The sequence below is a fragment of the Variovorax sp. CF079 genome, assembly GCF_900101545.1.
In the GTDB taxonomy this organism is placed as follows: Bacteria; Pseudomonadota; Gammaproteobacteria; order Burkholderiales; family Burkholderiaceae_C; genus Variovorax.
The window spans coordinates 46,060-62,834 of sequence record NZ_FMZU01000027.1 but is presented as its reverse complement, the minus strand read 5'-3'; the positions used below and the strand labels follow the sequence as shown (position 1 = coordinate 62,834).

Genomic DNA, 16,775 nt, shown 5'->3' with positions numbered 1-16,775 from the left:
CGTCCCTAGATGAAGAGCTGCACGGCCGGCAGGGCCGCGTCGCAGTTGAGCAGGTTGACGCGCTTCTGCGTCATGCGCAAGGCGCCGTCTACCACGCTGAGGTGATGGAAGAAGGTGCCGACGTAGAACTGCAGTTCGTCGCCCTGCGATTCGGTGTAGTGGAACTCGGTGCGCAGCACATAGCGATTGCCGACCTCGTCGAACTCCTCGACCGTGGGCGTCTGCAGCAGGTGATGGCAGCGGCTCGGCGGCTGCTGAGAGAACGCACGCGGGCTCTTGAGACGCTCGACGCGCAGGTCGCGTAGAAGCTTGTCTTCGTAGAGATGCGATGTGTGGTTGATGCCGTCTTCCTGGTCTGGCACCAGCGGCACCCAGTAGTAGGCATCGTCGGTGAAGAGCGCATTCCACTCGTCGAAGCGCTTGGCGTCGAGCATGCGCGACTCGTGGACGACGAAGTCGATCAGGTCCTGGTGGGTGACGGCCATCACATGGTCTCCGTCATGTAGCGCGCCCAGCTTCTGTACTGGTTGCGCATCGGCAGTTCGTTGGTTCCGCCTGTCGTGATCTCGCCACCGGCCAGCTCGGCAGGGTCGTAGTTGCGATGCAAGCTGACCCACTCGTTGCCGCTCGCATGCAGCCCGGCCTGGATGCCGCGGTAGGCCTGCAGGTCGTCGTGGCCGACGACCGAGAAGGGCGAGTTGATGAGCCGGTTGTACATGGTGGTGCGCGCGAGCAGCTCGGGCGGCGCGCCCTTCAGGCGGAAGGTCCAGCTCTCGATCAGCGTCTTGTCGACCGCGATCGGCTTCACCACGCGGATCGCCTGGATCGCGCCCTTGATCGTGAGGTTCGGGTAGTACACGGTGTTGTGCCGCGCCATGCCGAGGATCTGCGCGGTGCGCTCCTCGCCGTACTTCGCCTTCATCGCATCGTCGTAGGCGGGAATCGCCTTGTACTTGCTGTGAATGCTGAAGTGCACGCCCGTGAAACTGTGACCGTTGTCGTAGGTGCGGACGCCCATGTCCTCGAAGAACTTGTAGTCCGACATGAAGGGCACGAACTGCTCGACGGCCATCGGCTTCGGCTCGTCGGCCGGCTTGTCGGCCCACATGCGCTTGGCGGTGCCGGCCGAGGACTCGTGCGCCACCATCGGGTGCATGGTGTCGTTGAGGTTCTCGACGAACATCTTCCAGTTGCACTGGTGCATGAAACGCAGGCAGCCGCCGGCGATCTCGAGCTCGCCCTCGGGCGAACGGTCGGCCATGTTGTCGATGGAGCTCAGCGAGTCGCCGAAGTAGTCCTCGAAATCCGGCCCCACGTCGTTGATCTTGACGAAGATGAAGCCGCGGTAGCTGCGCACATTGCGGATCGTGGTCAGGCCCTTGGCCGATTCGCACTCGTGCAGCTGCGTGCCTTCATAGCCGTTCTTGAGCGGGATTGCGAGCAGCGAGCCGTCGGTCTTGAAGGTCCAGGCGTGGTAGGGGCAGCGAAAGAACTTGCCGGTGTTGCCGCAGGGTGCCGTCACCAGCCGCGAGCCCTTGTGCGCGCAGCGGTTCATCATGGCGCGCACCGAGCCGTCGGTGTGGCGCACGATGATCAGCGGCCGGCCGGCGATCTCGTTGCTGATCCAGTCGCCCGGCTTGGGAAGCTGGCTTTCGTGCCCGGCGTAGTTCCAGGTGTTGGCGAAAAAGTGCTCCTGCTCCAGCTCGAACAGCTCCTGGCTGGTGTACAGGTCGCGGTGCACGCGGTCGGCCTGGACCAGCGCGCGCACGGCATCGGGGTTGCCTCGGTACGAAGTCATGTTCCTGCTGCTCCTTCAGATGTCCAGCACCAGCCGCGGCCCCTTGGCGCGCGAGATGCAGATCTGCATGACGTTGCCTTCCGCCTTTTCGCGCGCGCTCAGCACGTAGTCACGATGGTCGATCTCGCCCTCGAGCACGGCCGTCGTGCACACGCCGCATTCGCCGCGCTTGCAATCGAACATGGGATCGCAGCCGTGCTCGATCAGGCAGTCGAGGATGCTCTGATCGGCCGGAACCGTAAAGCGCTGGCCCGATTGCGCCAGTTCCACCTCGAAAGCCTGGTCGCCCTCCTCGGCCACCGAGGTGGTGAAGAGTTCGAAGTGCACGCGATCGTGTTCCCAGCCGCGGGCCTGGGTGCGGGCCAGCACGGCATCGAGCATCACCTTGGGGCCGCAGACATAGAGGCGGTCGCCTGCCGGGCAGTCGTCGAGCAAGGCGTCGATGTCGAGCGGTCCGCCGGCTTCGGCGTCGGCGTGGACGCGAAGATCTTCGCCCAGCAACGCCCGCAGCTCCGGCAGGAAGGCCATCAGCTCCTGGCTGCGGCCCGCGTAGTGCATGCGCACGGGCGCGTCTTCGGCCCGGCGGCGTGCGGCCATGCTCGCAAGCGGCGTGACGCCGATGCCACCCGCGACCAGCACCGTGCCGCCAGGGCCGGTGTGCAGCGGGAAGTCGTTCTTCGGCGCTTCGATGGTGAGGAGATCGCCCTCTTTCAATTGCTCGTGCATGAAGCGCGAGCCGCCGCGGCCATCGGCCTCCTTGCGCACAGCGATCCGGTACTCCGCGGGCGCGTTGGTGGCGTTGCGCGCGGTCGCGAAGTTGATGAGCGAGTAGTGGCGCCAGTCCTGCGTGCCGTCGGGCAATGCCACCTGGACGCGGATGTGGGCGCCGGCGGCATAGCCCGGCAAGGCGCTGCCATCGTCGGCCTTCAGGCGCAGCATCCGGATCAGCGGATTCAGTTCGCGCGCCTCGACGACGCGCAGTTGGAGGGTGGCGGTCATGGTGTTCGCATCCCTTGTTCAGGCCAGCGCATGCTGCGCCAGCGCGGCTTGCAGTTTGTGCCCGTGTTCATCGGCGAGCGCGGCGTCGCGCAGTTCGCGCAAGGTGGCCGGCGCGAGCCCCGCGCCGGCGCGCTGGAAGGCGGCCATCACCGTGTCGTAGTTGCGCAGGCCGCGTTCGTGGGTGTCGCTGTAGCCCTTGACCAGGCGCTGGCACTGCGCGACTTCGACCGCGAGTTCGGGATGCTGCACTGCGGTCGCGGCGATGCGCTGCAGCCATTCCTCGATGCGGCGGTTCTCCTCGGCATAGCGCAGCGTGGACCGGCGCCAGCGCTTCATCGCGGCGACGGTGCGCAGCATCAGGTAGCCGTGCAGCGAGCTGGTCTGGATCACACGGCCCTTCTGCGTGAGCCGCTCCACCAGCTTGCGGGGCAGGCTCGAATTCATCAGCCAGCGCCCGATGCCGGCCGGCAGCGTCTCGCAGATCTCCTGCAGGCGCGGATGCATGTACTCGTTGATCGCGAGCACCTGCCCGCCCTTCACGCCGGCCTCGCCGCGCACGCGCTCGAAGCGCGAGGAGCGGGTCTTGAGCGCGGCGACGCGGGCTGTGTCCTCGTAGGACATCCACAGCGCCAGGTGGCGCGCGGTCTCGCGCAGCAGGCGGTGATCGTCGTTGCTCGGCAGCGCGGCGATCGCGGCCGCGCGGTCGAGGTAGAGGGCTGCGTAGGCCAGGTCCTGGTAGTCGATGAGCCGGCGCACGCCTTCCAGCAGCACCGGGTGCACAGAGGCGGGAAAGTCGCGCTGCACGCGCTCGACCAGTGCGCGCACGGCCGGATGTTTCGGCTGCGGCGCGGCGGCGGGCAGGTCCATCGGCGCCTCTTCCACCGCTGCACTTTGCGCACGCACGAAGGCAGCGCCGAAAGCCTCGAGGCTCGGCTTGACGCCGACGCCGCCGCGCTCGATGGTGGCCTCGAACTTCGCGCGGCTGAAGGGCAGCACGCCGGCGCCGGCCAGCGCGCCGAACAGCACCGCACTGATCACGCTGCCCGCGTCTTCGGCGGCCTGCGCCATGTCGAAACGGATGAAGCGCTTGGCGGCCTTGTCCGCATGCGCGAGCAGCTGTGCGCTGTCGACGCGCCCGTCGCCCATCGCGCTCTTCTCGGCGATCGAATAGACGCGGTGCGTCGACGCGACCAGCGTGGTGCGCTCGCGCGTGACCAGCCCGCGCTGCACCGCGCGGCCGGCTTCCATCAGCTCCGAGGCCAGCACCACGTCGACGTCGCCGGGCAGCGGCATCAGCGCCAGCACCGGCCGGCCGCCGTCGGCCTGGGCCTGCGCCTCGGGGTAGAGCTCGACGTAGTAGATGGTCGCGCCGGTGCGCTGGGCCACGCCCGGCACCGAGGTGGTCTGCGCGACGTAGCCGTTGCCCTCGCCCATGTCGACGATCCAGTCGGCCAGCACGCCGCCGCCCTCGCCGCCCATGGCGAGGATCGCTATCTTGATAGGTTGTTGTTGCGTCATCGCGTGGCCATCAGAAGGCGTACTCGGCGCGGCGTTTCGCCTCGCCACGTTGGAGCCAGCCGATCACCGCGCCGCGCACGCGTTCGCGCAAGCGGTCCCAGCCGTTCGGGTTGCTGACGATCTGCGCCTTGTAGAACGACGGGCACAGCACCGCGGCATGCGAGACATCGCCGCAGTTGCCGCAACCGACGCAGCTGTCGAGCACGGTCGCGACCGGATCGGTGCGCAGCGGATCGGGATTGGCCTTGATCGACAGCGACGGGCAGCCCGAAAGCCGGATGCACGAGTGGTCGCCGGTGCAGGTGTCGGAATCGACGCCGAACTTGTCGCGCACCACGCGCTTGCCCTCGGCGATCGCCTTGCGCACCAGCGGCTTCTCGCGCCGCTGCTTGTTGAGCATGCATTCGGACTGCGCGATCAGCACCTTGGGGCCCTTCTCCTTCGTGGTCAGCGCCTCCTTGAGCGCGTCGCGCATGCCTGCGACGTCGTAGGTGCGGCGGATCGTCCGCACCCACTTCACGCCCACGCCGCGCACCGCGCGCTCGATCTCGTGGCCGGTGCTGCGCGTCGCGTTGTGCGCGGTGGACGACAGGATGTCCTGGCCGCCGGTGGCCGAGGTGTAGTTGTTGTCGACCACGATGGTCAGGTTGTCGCTCTTGTTGAAGACCGCGTTGGCGACGCCGCTGGTCAGCCCGTTGTGCCAGAAGCCGCCGTCGCCCATCATCGAGATCGCGCGCTTGCCCGCCGGCGCGTTGAGCGCGGAGGCGCCGGCGCCGCCCAGGCCGTAGCCCATGGTGGTGTTGCCGATGTTGAAGGGCGGCAGGATCGAGAACAGGTGGCAGCCGATGTCGGCGCTGACGTGGTGGGGCCCGAGCTCGCGCTCCACCAGCTTCATTGCGCTGAAGATCGGGCGCTCGGGGCACCCCGTGCAGAAGCCCGGCGGGCGTGCATGCACGTTCTCGTCCAGCGGCAGGGCCGGTTCGGGCGCGCCATCGACACCGACGTCGGCGACCTCGATGAGTGGGATCACCCGGCGCACCGGCGCGGGCACCGGCAGCGGCTGCAACCGGCCGTAGCGCTCGCCGAAGCTGCGCGCGCCCTTGAGCAGTTCGGCCGCGGTGTATTCGCCGGCCACCGGCAGCATGTCCTTGCCGTGCAGCGCCGTGGTCGAGCCGGCTTGGCGCAGGATGGTCGCGAGGTTCTGCTCGACGAAGTTGGGTTGACCCTCTTCGACGATCAAGACCGCGCGCTTGCCTTCGCAGAAGCGCAGCACCTCGCTCTCGATGACCGGGTAGGCCACGTTCATCACGTAGAGCGGCACCCGGCTGTTGCCGTAGACGTCGGCCAGGCCCAGGCGTTCGAGTGCACGCACGAGGGTGTTGTAGCTGCCGCCCTGCACGATGATGCCGATGTCGTCGGCGTCTTCCGAGAAGAACTCGTTGAGCCTGTTGTCTTCGATGAAGCGCACCGCGGCGGGCCAGCGGTCCTTCACCTTCTCTTGCTCGTGCACGAAGCTGGCCGGCGGCAGCACGATGCGGCTGACGTCGCGCTGCGGGTTCTCGAGCGCATCCTTGATCGTGAAGGCGGGCCGCCGGTTGGCGCCGGCCACGAACTGCCCGTGCACATGGCAGGCGCGGATGCGCAGCTGCAGCATCACCGGCGTGTGGCTGGCCTCCGAAAGCTCGAAGCCCTTCTTCACGGCATCGACGATGCAGGGCAGGTTGGGCCGCGGATCGAGCAGCCAGATCTGCGACTTCATCGCGAAGGCGTGGCTGCGCTCCTGCATGATCGAGGAGCCCTCGCCGTAGTCCTCGCCCACGATGACCAGCGCGCCGCCGGTCACGCCGCCCGAAGCCAGGTTGGCCAGCGCGTCGGAGGCCACATTGGTGCCCACCGTCGCCTTGAAGGTCACGGCGCCGCGCAGCGGGTAGTTGACCGAGGCGGCCAGCGTGGCGGCGGCCGTGGCCTCGCTCGCGCTGTTCTCGAAGCGGATGCCCTGCTCGGCCAGGATGTCCTGGGCGTCGGCCAGCACGTCCATCAGGTGCGAAATGGGTGCACCCTGGTAGCCCGCGACATAGGAAACACCCGATTCGAGCAGCGCCTTGGTGACGGCCAGAATGCCTTCGCCCCGGAACAGCTCCCCCTCCGAAAGTCGGAGTTTCTTAACCTCCTCGACGAACGATCGTTCAGCCATGATGTGCCTTGTTCCTCATGACGGCATTGGCCGCCTCATCGTGCAGTCCATATAATGTTGACAACTGAATGTATCCACAATCATGAATTACCCTAGACATGCAAGCTGCGTGCCTGCCGCAGACCCGGGGGCCCTTCATGGCGACGAAGCCCGCTAAGCCGCTGCGCTTCGTCGACGACTACCTGCCGGCGCTGCTGGCGCAGGCCAGCCAGCTGATCTCTACGGAGTTCCACGTGGTCGCGCGCCAGCACGGTTTCTCGGTCTCCGAGTGGCGGGTGATGGCCTCGCTGGCGGGCGGCGAGCCGATCAGCATTGGGCAGCTGGCGCAGGTCACGGTGACCAAGCAGCCGACGGTGACGCGTCTTCTGGACCGCATGGAATCCAAGGGCCAGGTCGAACGCCTGCCCCATGAGAGTGATCGCCGCGTCACGCTGGTGCGCATCACGCGCAAGGGCGCCAAGACGGTGGAGCACCTGATGGAGCTCGCCAGGGAGCATGAGCTGCGGGTGCTGGAGCCCTTCGGCCTGCTGCGCGCCGAGGAGCTGAAGACCACCTTGCGGCAGATGATCGAGCTGCATGCGCGCGCGCCGCTGGAGACGGATACGGACGACGAGTAGCCCCATCTCCCCTGACCGTTCGGGCTGAGCTTGTCGAAGCCTTGTGCGCGGCTTCGACAAGCTCAGCCCGAACGGGTGGTGATGGTGAACTTCACGGCACCAGGACCGCTCTGCCACGATGCCCGCGCTGCGTGATCCATTCGAGCGCCGTGGCCGCCTCGTCGAGCCGGAAGCGCTTCACATCGAGCTTCAGCCGCCCATCGCCCAGGCGCGCCAGCAGTTCGGGCGCAGCGGCCCGTCCCGCAGCCTCGCGCCTGAACATGTTGAGCGGCAGCAGCGCCACGTCGCGCTGCAGGAAATGCGCGATGTCCAGCGCCAGCGTGTTGCCGGCCGTGTAGCCGACCAGCACCGCGCGGCCGCCGGGCGCCACGCCGGGCAAAGCCGCTTCGAGCACCGGCCCGCCGACGGTATCGACCAGGAGCGTCACCGGCGCGCCGGCCTCGGTGATCACTTCGGCGCCCGCATCGCGCGCCAGCTGCAACACCATCGATCCGACGGCGCCGGTGGCACCCGTCACCAGCACGCGCTCGCCAGCTTGGAGCTTCGCGATCTCATGCAGCGCGACCCAGGCCGAGGTGGAGGGCGAGAAGAAGGCCGAACCGAGGGCCATGTCGACCTCGTCGGGAAGAAGGCCCAGCGCCTCATCGGGCGCATCGATCAGCTCGCACCAGGTGCCGTCGGCGTTGGTGCCGAGGCCTGCGCCGCGCAGCCAGACGCGCTGGCCCGCCGTGTAGCATTCGCTCGCCACCACGGTCCCCGCGGCCTCGACGCCCGGGACGTAAGGCAGCGGCGGATGCCGGAGAAAGCCGCCGCTCCAGACCGTGCGATCGATATGCCCCACAGTGGCCGCGGCCATGCGGACGATCGTGCGGCCGGCGCGGGGCTGCGGGTCTTCCATCTCTTCGAGCACCGGCGCCGCACCGAAGCCGTGGATGCGCACGGCCTTCATGGCAGCGTCTCCAGGAAATCGAGCACCGCCGCGGCGAAGGCTTCGGGCATCTGGTCGGGCAGGGGCACCATGCCGCCGGCGATGTCGACGAGGCGCGCATGCGGCAGATGCGCCTGCAGTTCGGCTGCGTGCGGCGCAGCGAAAGGATCCTCGGTGGCGCGCAGGATCAGCGTCGGCTGCGCGATCTTCGCGATGCGATCCTCCATCCGATAGGACGCGACGGCCCGGTGCCCCTCCTCCAGCCGCTCGCCGACGCTGAGCGCATCGCGCACGAAGGCTTCCAGCAGCTCGGGCCGGTTCGGCGGGTAGAAGGACTGCCGCTTCTGCCACAGCGCCGCGAGATGGCTGCCGTCGGTGCTCGGCGCAACCTCGTCGATCGGCGGCCGCTCGGCGCGGGCGCGGCGGAAGGCCGCATCGGTGTAGGGCGTGGAAGACAACACCAGCCCATGCACCCGGTCCGCGAAGGAGGCAGCCAGCTCGACTGCGATGACGCCGCCCGTGTGGTGGCCCACCACGTGCGCGCGTGCAATGCCCAGGGCATCGAGCAGCTCGACCGCGACGCGCGCCCACTGCTCGATGCTCGCGGGCGCCGGTCCGGCGTCGGAGTCGCCGAAGCCCGCGGTGTCCATCGCCACTGCCCGGAAGCGCTCTCCGACCAAGGGCAGCACGTGCCGGTACTCGGCCCAGCTGCGCGGGGACTGGTGCAGCAGCAGCACCGTCTCGGCGCGCGGATCGCCGCAGCTCGCGTAGTGCACCTGCCCGACCGACAGATCTGCGAACGCGCGGCGGACCTTCATCATGGCTGTGTCTTGTCGGCCGGAGGCTGCCAGAGCCCCGCATGCCGGAGCATGCCCAGCGTGCGCGCAAGCACGTCGCGCCGGTAGGCCGCGACATCGCGGCCGTCGTAGTCGTAAAAGCCGCTGCCGGTCTTCAGGCCCAGCCGGCCTTCGGCCACCATGCGATCGACGATGGCCGGCGCGGCGTAGCGCCCCTTGTCGATCGATGCCGACATCTCGCGGCTCGCATGGTGCAGGATGTCGCAGCCGCCGAAGTCGATGAACTCCACCACGCCGAGCGCCGCGAAGCGCAGGCCCAGGCCGTAGCGCGTGGCCTTGTCGATCTCCTCGGCGGTGGCCGCGCCCTCCTCGATCATCCGCGCCGCCTCGTTCATCACCAGCGCCTGCAGCCGCGGCACGATGTAGCCGGGCGAAGCGCCGCAGACCACCGGCAGCTTGCCGATCTGCTCCATCAGGTGCTTGGTGCGCGCCAGCACCGCGGCATCGGTGCCCGGGTGACAGCTCAGCTCCACCACAGGGATCACGTAGGCCGGATTGAGCCAGTGCATGTTCAGGAAGCGCTCCGGCCTCTTCACCAGCGCCGCGAGCTGCGTGACCAGGATGCTGCTGGTGGTGGAGGTCAGGATCGCGTCGCCGCGGCAATGCCGGTTGAGCTGCTCGAAGGCCTCGCGCTTGGCCTCCAGCGTCTCGGGCACGCCTTCGAAGACCAGCTCGGCCTGGCCCAACGCGCGCGGCGCGTCGGCGGCCGGCACGAGTTCGACGCGGTCGGCAATCGCACTCACCTGCGCAGCCTCGACGACGCCAAGTTGTGCGAGCCCCCTGAGACTGGCCTCGATCTCGGCCCGCGCTTCGGCGCGCAGCTTCTGCCAGGCCTCGTCGCTGCGCGGGCGCAGGTCGACCAATGCGATGCGATGGCCCGCATAGGCGAAGGCGATCGCGATGCCGCGGCCCATGCGGCCCGCGCCGACGGCGGCAAAGCGCGGCGCCGGCGTCTCATTCGCCATCATGCAGCCTCTTCTTCAGCTCGGCCTTGTCGAGGACGGCAAGGCCCAGTCGCTCGAAGGTGCGCGGGCCCCGGCGCAGATCGCGGCCGAGGAAGCCGCCGACGATGGCCAGCAGGCCGTGCGCAATCGGCGCATCGACGCCTGCATAGCGCGCCGCCGAGGCGAGGAAGGCCAGGCCCAGCTCGGTGTCTTCGGTGATGTAGCGGTGGGCGTAGAGGTCGATGTTCTCGCGCCAGTCGCCCGACTTGACCAGCTGCTTGTGGGCGTCGCCGTACATCCACTGGTCGTTGTTGTAGTGGTCGGCCAGCGGATAGTGCGGCGCGCCCTGCCCGAAGGCCTCGCGCACGGCGATGCGCTCCTGGTCGAGCCGATCGGTCACGTCGCGCACCGCGCGCTGCGTGCCCTCGTTGTGGATGTCCCAGCGCTCGAAGTGCTGCAGCGGCGCGGCGTTCATCACCATCAGGGGCGGATGAATGACCGGCCCGGCGTTCATCAGCGCGCCCGACAGCGCATCGCCGCAGCCATGCACGCTCGGATAGGCCTGGCGGATCACTTCCAGCGCCTGCTGCGCGTTGCGCGCCGGGTACACGCCGGTCGGCAGGCGAATGGCGCGAATCGTGACGTTGACCTCGCGCTCGCCGTGCTTGCGCGCCAGGTAAGGCAGCGTGCCGGTCTCAGCCCAGGCGACATCGGCGCGGCTGCCGGCTTCCTTGGCGATGCGCGCCATCACGAAGCTGCCGAAGGTGCCGGGCGGCAGGAACACCACCTGGCCATCGACCAGATGCGGCGCCATGGCGCGGGCGATGTCTTCCTGCGCCACGGCCGGCGTCGGGATCACGATCAGAATCGCTCCACGCAAAGCCTCGCCGATGTCGGCGGTCGCCAGCGCGATCGGTACTTCGCGCGCGCCGCGCGCGTCCTTCAGCGTGATCGAACCGGCCAGCCGCACGGCGGCGAGCGCATCGGCGTCGCGGCGCCAGAGCCGCACTTCGTGGCCGGCTTCGGACAGGTCGGCAGCGGCGGCGTAACAGCCGTGGCCGCCGCCCAGGATGGCGATTTTCATGGTCGAGAAGAAGTTGTAGGCCACGGGCCGCCGATCCGCAAATCAACGGGCTCGCAGATACATTACTTTTCAACCATTCAATTGTCAACTATCAAGAACCCGACCCAGCTCTGCCAGCGAATCGACGAAGCCGTCGGCATCCACGCCGCGCACTGGCTCGCCGTGGTTGTAGCCATAGCTCACCAGCACCACCGTGCAGCCCGCCGCCCGGGCCGCGCGCGCGTCGTTGCTCGAATCGCCCACCATCAGAGTGCGCTCCGGTGCGCTGGCGAGCGCCTCGCAGGTCTTGACGAGCGGCAGCGGATCGGGCTTCTTGCGCTCGAAGGCGTCGCCGCCGAACATCACGTCGAAGTAGCCGTCAAGTCCCTTGGCGGCGAGCAGCGGGCGTGCGAAGGCAGTGGGCTTGTTGGTCAGGCAGGCCAGGCGCAGGCCATGAGCACGCAGCACCGCCAACCCCTCGACGACGCCGGGATAGACATCCGAATGCCGGCCGTTGATGGCGAGATAGTGATGCTGGTAGCGGCGCCAAGCCTCGTCGAAGAGCGCGTTGTCGGCGGCGCGGCCGTCGCGCACGTGGCGCAGCACCGAATGGATCAGGTGCTCCGAGCCCTTGCCGACCATGGTCGCGACGGCTTCGGCCGCGACTTGGCGCAATTCGAGCCCGTCGAGCATGCAGTTCAAGGCAACGACGAAGTCGCCGAGGGTGTCGACCATGGTGCCGTCGAGGTCGATGATCGCGGCGTCGAAGTTTGAAAGGTGCAAACGAGTGGTGGTCAAAGCGCGCGGTGGGAAGCCCGGAATCGCCTTGATTCTGCCGCGTCGCAATCAGGGCTCGCGGCGGCGACGGCAGGCCTCAGGCCTCGGCCAGCTGCGCGCTCGATTCGAGCCAGCGGTTCGAAGGCACAGAGACCGGGGTGAAAACCTTCCAGCGCGCGGCATGCGCGAGCGTGCTGTACTGCACTCGAAGCAACACCTCGTGGCTGCGCGCTATCTTGCGCCAGTCAACCAGATCGAAGCTATCGATCGGGCTGCGCACGCCCAGGGCGATCAACCCCGACAGCGAGAAGTCCTCCCAGGACGTGTAGTGCGCGCGGGCTATCTCCTGCAGCCGCTTGAGCGCAGCTTGCGCGTTCAGTCTGGATACATATCCGGCCGAAAAACCCAGGCGCACCAGGTAGGACGCCTGCTGGATCTTCCAGGCCACCGGATTCAGGTGAACATCCTGGATCTGCTTGGCCTCGACCACGCGCGCATCCTGCACCAGGAATCTGCAGACCTCCTGCAAGGCCGCATACGCGGCGGAGTCGACGACGTGACCGCTGCGCCAGGCCGCATAGGCGGCTCTCTCCGCGGGAAAACCTGTTCCCAGGATCGACGCCGAGGCGGCCGCTCTCTCCCTCGCGCCAGGCCGCGACCTTGAGCTTCTCCTGCATGCTCTCGGCAATTGCCGTCAAGCTCAGGTCCGAACCTGCAGCCTCCCCGATACCTGTCGCGTCCTTCCGCAGAATATGCACCATGCCGACGAAGCTGGACCCATAGGTCGCGCCCGTGAGCAGGTTGAGTGCCTTGCTCTTCCCATCTTCCTCGGAGATTGCCGCCGCCACCATGCAGGCCGGTTCGGCGAGCTTCAGCTTGTCTGATGGAAATGCCTGATTCCAGATCCTGGCCGCCTTGTCGGCTCGATGACCATGGCGCAAGAACGTTGGCCTTCTTGTGCGTGCAAGCAGCCGTAATCACCAGCGTCCCGGCAATGTTGTGCTCCTTGCGCTGCTTGGCGACCTGGCTGACGCCGGCGCTCGCCATCTCCGTCGCAGCGTCGACGCCGAGATGGCTGGACGAACCGGCGATGAGACCCTTGATGGCGGACAAGCTTGCTGCCATTCCTTCGTCGTTCTGCTCGAACGAGAAGTACTGCGGCTCCATCTTGAGAGAATCCGTTGAAATTTCCATCATCTTGAGCGTCGTTTTCTCGAAGTCGATGGGGCTTTCGAGGGCCTTGATGCACGCTGTGCACCTTCGCCTTCAAAGGCCGGATCTTGGCCTCGTTCTCCAGCCGGATGGCGGCGTAGTCCGCCGCCGCCTTGGAGATTTCCTTCTTGATCTGCTCGCTCTTTGCCTTGACGTCGTGCGGATCGACTTCCATGGCGATCAGCTCGTGAACCGTCATGTCGATGCTGCGCTTCATCGAGATGAACGAGTTCAGGATGTCCTGCGCAGCGTCGATCTCGGCGTCGAGTTCGGCGATCTCGCTCAGCGTAGCGAAGGCGGCGGGGTCGACGATAGCGCCCAGCGTCAGCGACGGATCGTAGCGAATGGTGGAGGGCACGGTCTCTCGATGGTTGGTTTGCCGTGAGGGCAGCTGCCGCGCGAACGCGCTCTGGAAACAGTCTGCGTGACGCGCGCCCTTGCCGTGCTGACCAAACAGCGACCAGGAAATGACCAGCGAATGACTCCGGCGCGACCGCCGGACGAAGGCTCAGGCTTCGGTGAGCGACTGGGCCGCCACCACCGCCTCGGTGCGGTTGCGCACGTTGAGCGCGCGGAAGATCGCCGCCAGGTGGATCTTCACCGTGCCCTCGCTGATGCCGAGCGCGCGCCCGATCAGCTTGTTGGGCTTGCCCTGCGACAGCAGCTGCAGCACCTCGACCTGGCGCTCGGTCAGCACGCTGCGCAGGTGTTCGAGGGTCTGCGCCGCCGCGGCGGCCGATCCGCGTTGCATGGCGTCCGCGGTCGGCACGCCGGCCACGATGCCGGGCGGCACGGCCGACAGCATCATCGGCGGCACGTAGACGCCGCCGGCCAGCACCAGCCGCACGGCCGACAGCATGACCTCGGGCGAGTAGGCCTTCGGGATGAAACCCAGCACGCCGCGCTCGAGCGCAGTGCGCATGATGTTGGGGTCTTCGTAGCCCGAGAGCACGATGACGGGCACGGCCGGGTGGCGGCGCCGGATCTCGTCCACGTGGGCCTGGCCGTCGGCGCCGGGCATGTTCAGGTCGATCACGGCCAAGTCTATGTCGTCGGAGGCGCCCGCGAGCAGCTCGTCGACGCTCATCGCCAGAACGAACTCGATGTCGGGCTCGATTTCCGACAGTTTGGCTTTGACCGCCTCGATGACGAGCCGGTGGTCGTCGGCGATCAGGATTTTCATGGCGGCCCCAACGTAGTGAATGAACTCAACGAATACCAAAGATAACGGCGATCGCGGCGCGCGGCAAGACTCGCCCGCTCCACGAACGACATAGTCCCCAAGCGATATGGCGGGCCCTGGGGGGCGTTGAAAGAATGAATTCCACATCCAACGAAGAACAGGGAGATCGGCATGTGCCATCGATGCAGGCGCAAACCCAAGGCTCCCACCGCCACCGAAGAATAGCGCGAGCGTTTCATGGCTCGCCTGTTCGACTGCTTCTGTCCCCTGTTCTCATTCGGCCTCGAACTCGACGCGGCGATCGCCGCCGGGCGCATGGGCCGGACGCCCGACGGGGTGCAGCGCCGCGCCCTGTACCTGCTCGAGGAGGCCCGGGTCACGGCCCGTGCCGCGGGCATCCCGGCCCAGCGCATCGAATCGGCGTCCTTCGCCATGGTCGCCTGGCTCGACGAGATCGTCGCGCGCAATCCCGGCTGGAGCACCGGCGTGACGCCGCTGCAGGTGCAGCTCTTCAATTCCAACAACGCGCACAGCGAGTTCTTCCATCACCTGTCGGCGCTGCAGGCCGACGACGGCGCGGTGCGCGAGATCTACTGGCACGCGCTGGTCCACGGCTTCAAGGGCCAGTACTACTTCGAGAACGGCGACAGCGGCGAGCTCGGCAAGCTCAAGGAGCTGCATGGTCAGCAACTGCCGGTGCAGCCTCTTGCACCGGGCACCCTGGCCGTAGAGCGCATCACGCCCCAGCCCTACAGTGTGCCCGACCCGCCGGGTCCGCGCATCCCGGAGCGGCGCGAGCGGGCACTGCTGCGCGCCGCCGGCGCACTCGCGCTGCTGATTCCGCTGGTGTACCTGCTGGGCTCGATGCTGAACGGCCCGCGCGAAGCGCCGCCCACGCTGGCCCAGCGAGTCGAGCAGCAGCTCCAGACCTACGCCTGCGCCGACCTCGCCGCCACGGCGGGCGCGGACGGCGCGACGCGCGTGAGCGGCTTCGTTTCGCTGCCGGAAGACATGGCGCGCGTGGAGCGCGAAGTGCGTGCCATGCCGGGCGTGAGCGCGGCGAGCTTCCAGCTCCAGCTGCGCGTTTGGCCGCATTGCGAAGTCGTCGCCATCCTCAAGCCCTACCAGGCGCGCAATCGCGACAAGCGGTACGGCCTGAAGGTCGCCGCACTCAGCGCGCAGAACGGCCGGCTGCGCGAGGGCGACCTGGTGCTGGTGCAGGCCACGAACGCCGACTACGACGGCTATCTCTGGGTCGACTACTTCACCGCCGACGGCGCCGTGATGCATCTCAACGCGGGCCGCGGCCAGGCCCGCCTGCGCGCCGGCGAAAGCGTCGAGCTGGGCCGCGACATCCCATCGAGCTGGCTTGTAAGTCCGCCCTTCGGCACCGTGCTGGTCACGGCCCTTTCCTCGCCCGTGCCCTTCAACGAAACCGCGGACAGACCTCCTTTCGAACTGGCCTCACCCTATCTTCAACGGCTGCGCGAATCGCTGGCCGCCAACGAAGCGGGCGGGCGGCCGATCGCCGATTTCGTGTTCCTCGAAACCGTCTCGCGCTGAACAGCGCCGCGACCAGCTTCTTCCATGAACGCCCTGCACCCGTTGCCCACTTACTACTGGCCCCTGCTCGCGCTGTGCCTGCTGGGGCTTCTCGCTCTCTGGTGGTTCATGCTGGGCTCGCGCTACTTCGCGCGGCGGCGGATGCTGCGGCGGCGCATCGCAGTCCTCGGCACGCCGTCGAACCCTTCGGAGCAGGCGGCGCTCGCCGCCCTGCGGCAGGCCATCGCGCAGGCGCGCGAGCTGCTTCTTCGTTCGCCGGCGCAGCGCGCGGTGCGCAATCCGCTCTACGACCAGCCCTGGTTCCTGTTCATCGGCGACGAATCGGCCGGACTGCCCGGGCTGCTGGCCGCGGCCCGCCGCGCCTCGCCACCGCCGCTGCAGACGGGACCCGATACCGCCGGCGATGTCTTCTGGCGCTGGCACTTCCTGCGCTCGATGATCGCGATCGAAACCAGCCCGGCCGCGGTGCGCGAGCCGGCCTCGCGGCATGAGCGAGGCCTTTGGTATCACGCCTTGCTGGCGCTCGCCCATCAACGCGAGCGCCAGCCACTCAACGGCATCGTGGTCTGCGTGAGTGCCGCAGGCCTGCTCGGCGACACAAAGGCACTGGCATCCGATGCGACGCGGCTGCGGCAGCGCGTCGACGAAGCGGCCGAGCATCTGCGGCTGCACCTGCCGGTCTACCTGGTCGTGACCGGCCTGGAGCGGCTCGCCGGCTACGGCGTGCTGCGCTCCGCCTTGCCGCCGGAGGCGCTGGTCCAGGCGCTCGGCTACCGCCTGCCCGACAACGCGACAGCCGGTGCGCGGCCGGACGATCCCTTTGGTCCGATGGCCGACCGACTGCATGCCTTGCGCATGGGCTTGCTGCGCAGTCAGCCGGAGCCGGCGCGCCGGCTGGCGATTCACAGCTTCGTGGAGCAGCTGCGCGCATTTCAGCCGGGGTTGCGCACGCTGGTGGAGCGCATGTTCGACAACGGCCTCGGCCGCACGCTCGCGCCGGCGCACTGGCGCGGCCTCTATGTCGTGGCCGCTCCCGCGGACGGCGAGGACGACGCCTTCGTCGCGGACCTGTTCCAGCGCTTCCTGCCGGCCGACCAGCCGCTGGCGCGCGGATAGAAAAGG

16 protein-coding genes are annotated in these 16,775 nt (G+C 68.0%); 3 read left to right on the top strand and 13 right to left on the bottom strand.

What is annotated here, in order from left to right; all coding sequences use genetic code 11:
* Positions 1-5: 5 nt before the first annotated feature.
* The 5 genes from BLS74_RS29355 to BLS74_RS29335 are packed head-to-tail and all read right to left on the bottom strand — an operon-like array spanning position 6 to position 6,509.
* Positions 6-485, bottom strand: a complete 480-nt coding sequence (locus BLS74_RS29355; protein WP_093110827.1) for an aromatic-ring-hydroxylating dioxygenase subunit beta — start codon at positions 483-485, stop codon at positions 6-8.
* A complete protein-coding gene (locus BLS74_RS29350) occupies positions 485-1,798 on the bottom strand; it encodes an aromatic ring-hydroxylating dioxygenase subunit alpha (protein ID WP_093110825.1) in 1,314 nt (437 codons plus the stop codon). The genes BLS74_RS29355 and BLS74_RS29350 overlap by 1 nt, the downstream gene beginning before the upstream one ends.
* A gap of 15 nt (positions 1,799-1,813) precedes the next feature.
* Positions 1,814-2,797, bottom strand: coding sequence for a PDR/VanB family oxidoreductase (locus BLS74_RS29345; RefSeq protein ID WP_093110822.1), 984 nt, complete (start codon positions 2,795-2,797; stop codon positions 1,814-1,816).
* Positions 2,798-2,815: 18 nt separating this feature from the next.
* The gene (locus BLS74_RS29340; RefSeq protein ID WP_093110820.1) at positions 2,816-4,315 is read right to left on the bottom strand and encodes an indolepyruvate oxidoreductase subunit beta family protein; all 1,500 of its coding nucleotides are present in this window, start codon (positions 4,313-4,315) and stop codon (positions 2,816-2,818) included.
* Positions 4,316-4,325: 10 nt separating this feature from the next.
* Positions 4,326-6,509 (bottom strand): thiamine pyrophosphate-dependent enzyme, encoded by a 2,184-nt coding sequence (locus tag BLS74_RS29335; RefSeq protein WP_093110818.1) that lies wholly within the window; start codon positions 6,507-6,509, stop codon positions 4,326-4,328.
* A 137-nt stretch (positions 6,510-6,646) separates the two neighbouring features.
* Here BLS74_RS29335 and BLS74_RS29330 point away from each other — a divergent pair, with 137 nt between their 5' ends.
* Positions 6,647-7,126, top strand: a complete 480-nt coding sequence (locus BLS74_RS29330) for a MarR family winged helix-turn-helix transcriptional regulator (RefSeq protein WP_093110816.1) — start codon at positions 6,647-6,649, stop codon at positions 7,124-7,126.
* A gap of 91 nt (positions 7,127-7,217) precedes the next feature.
* Here the strand turns inward: BLS74_RS29330 and BLS74_RS29325 are convergent, their stop codons facing one another.
* The 8 genes from BLS74_RS29325 to BLS74_RS29290 form a co-directional block, all read right to left on the bottom strand.
* A complete protein-coding gene (locus BLS74_RS29325) occupies positions 7,218-8,075 on the bottom strand; it encodes a quinone oxidoreductase family protein (protein WP_093110814.1) in 858 nt (285 codons plus the stop codon).
* A complete protein-coding gene (locus tag BLS74_RS29320) occupies positions 8,072-8,872 on the bottom strand; it encodes an alpha/beta fold hydrolase (protein ID WP_093110812.1) in 801 nt (266 codons plus the stop codon). The genes BLS74_RS29325 and BLS74_RS29320 overlap by 4 nt, the downstream gene beginning before the upstream one ends.
* Positions 8,872-9,876 carry a 3-hydroxybutyryl-CoA dehydrogenase gene (locus BLS74_RS29315; protein WP_093110884.1) on the bottom strand — a complete coding sequence of 335 codons (1,005 nt, stop codon included), beginning with the start codon at positions 9,874-9,876 and terminating at the stop codon, positions 8,872-8,874. Before BLS74_RS29315 ends, BLS74_RS29320 begins: the two co-directional genes overlap by 1 nt.
* Entirely contained in the window at positions 9,866-10,939 is a 1,074-nt protein-coding gene (locus BLS74_RS29310; protein ID WP_093110886.1) for an NAD/NADP-dependent octopine/nopaline dehydrogenase family protein, read from the bottom strand. The genes BLS74_RS29315 and BLS74_RS29310 overlap by 11 nt, the downstream gene beginning before the upstream one ends.
* Positions 10,940-11,023: 84 nt before the next feature.
* Entirely contained in the window at positions 11,024-11,701 is a 678-nt protein-coding gene (locus tag BLS74_RS29305; protein ID WP_093110810.1) for a phosphoglycolate phosphatase, read from the bottom strand.
* Positions 11,702-11,792: 91 nt separating this feature from the next.
* Positions 11,793-12,383 carry a DUF1266 domain-containing protein gene (locus BLS74_RS29300; protein WP_093110808.1) on the bottom strand — a complete coding sequence of 197 codons (591 nt, stop codon included), beginning with the start codon at positions 12,381-12,383 and terminating at the stop codon, positions 11,793-11,795.
* A 183-nt stretch (positions 12,384-12,566) separates the two neighbouring features.
* Positions 12,567-13,265, bottom strand: coding sequence for a hypothetical protein (locus BLS74_RS34115; RefSeq protein WP_139191785.1), 699 nt, complete (start codon positions 13,263-13,265; stop codon positions 12,567-12,569).
* A 150-nt stretch (positions 13,266-13,415) separates the two neighbouring features.
* On the bottom strand, positions 13,416-14,090 hold the full coding sequence (locus BLS74_RS29290) for a response regulator transcription factor (protein ID WP_093110804.1): 675 nt from the start codon (positions 14,088-14,090) through the stop codon (positions 13,416-13,418).
* 237 nt (positions 14,091-14,327) lie between these two features.
* On the opposite strand from BLS74_RS29290, the gene BLS74_RS29285 reads away from it, so the two are divergent.
* A complete protein-coding gene (locus BLS74_RS29285) occupies positions 14,328-15,653 on the top strand; it encodes a DotU family type IV/VI secretion system protein (RefSeq protein ID WP_093110802.1) in 1,326 nt (441 codons plus the stop codon).
* Positions 15,654-15,677: 24 nt separating this feature from the next.
* On the top strand, positions 15,678-16,769 hold the full coding sequence (locus tag BLS74_RS29280) for a type VI secretion protein IcmF/TssM N-terminal domain-containing protein (protein ID WP_093110800.1): 1,092 nt from the start codon (positions 15,678-15,680) through the stop codon (positions 16,767-16,769).
* Positions 16,770-16,775: the final 6 nt, after the last annotated feature.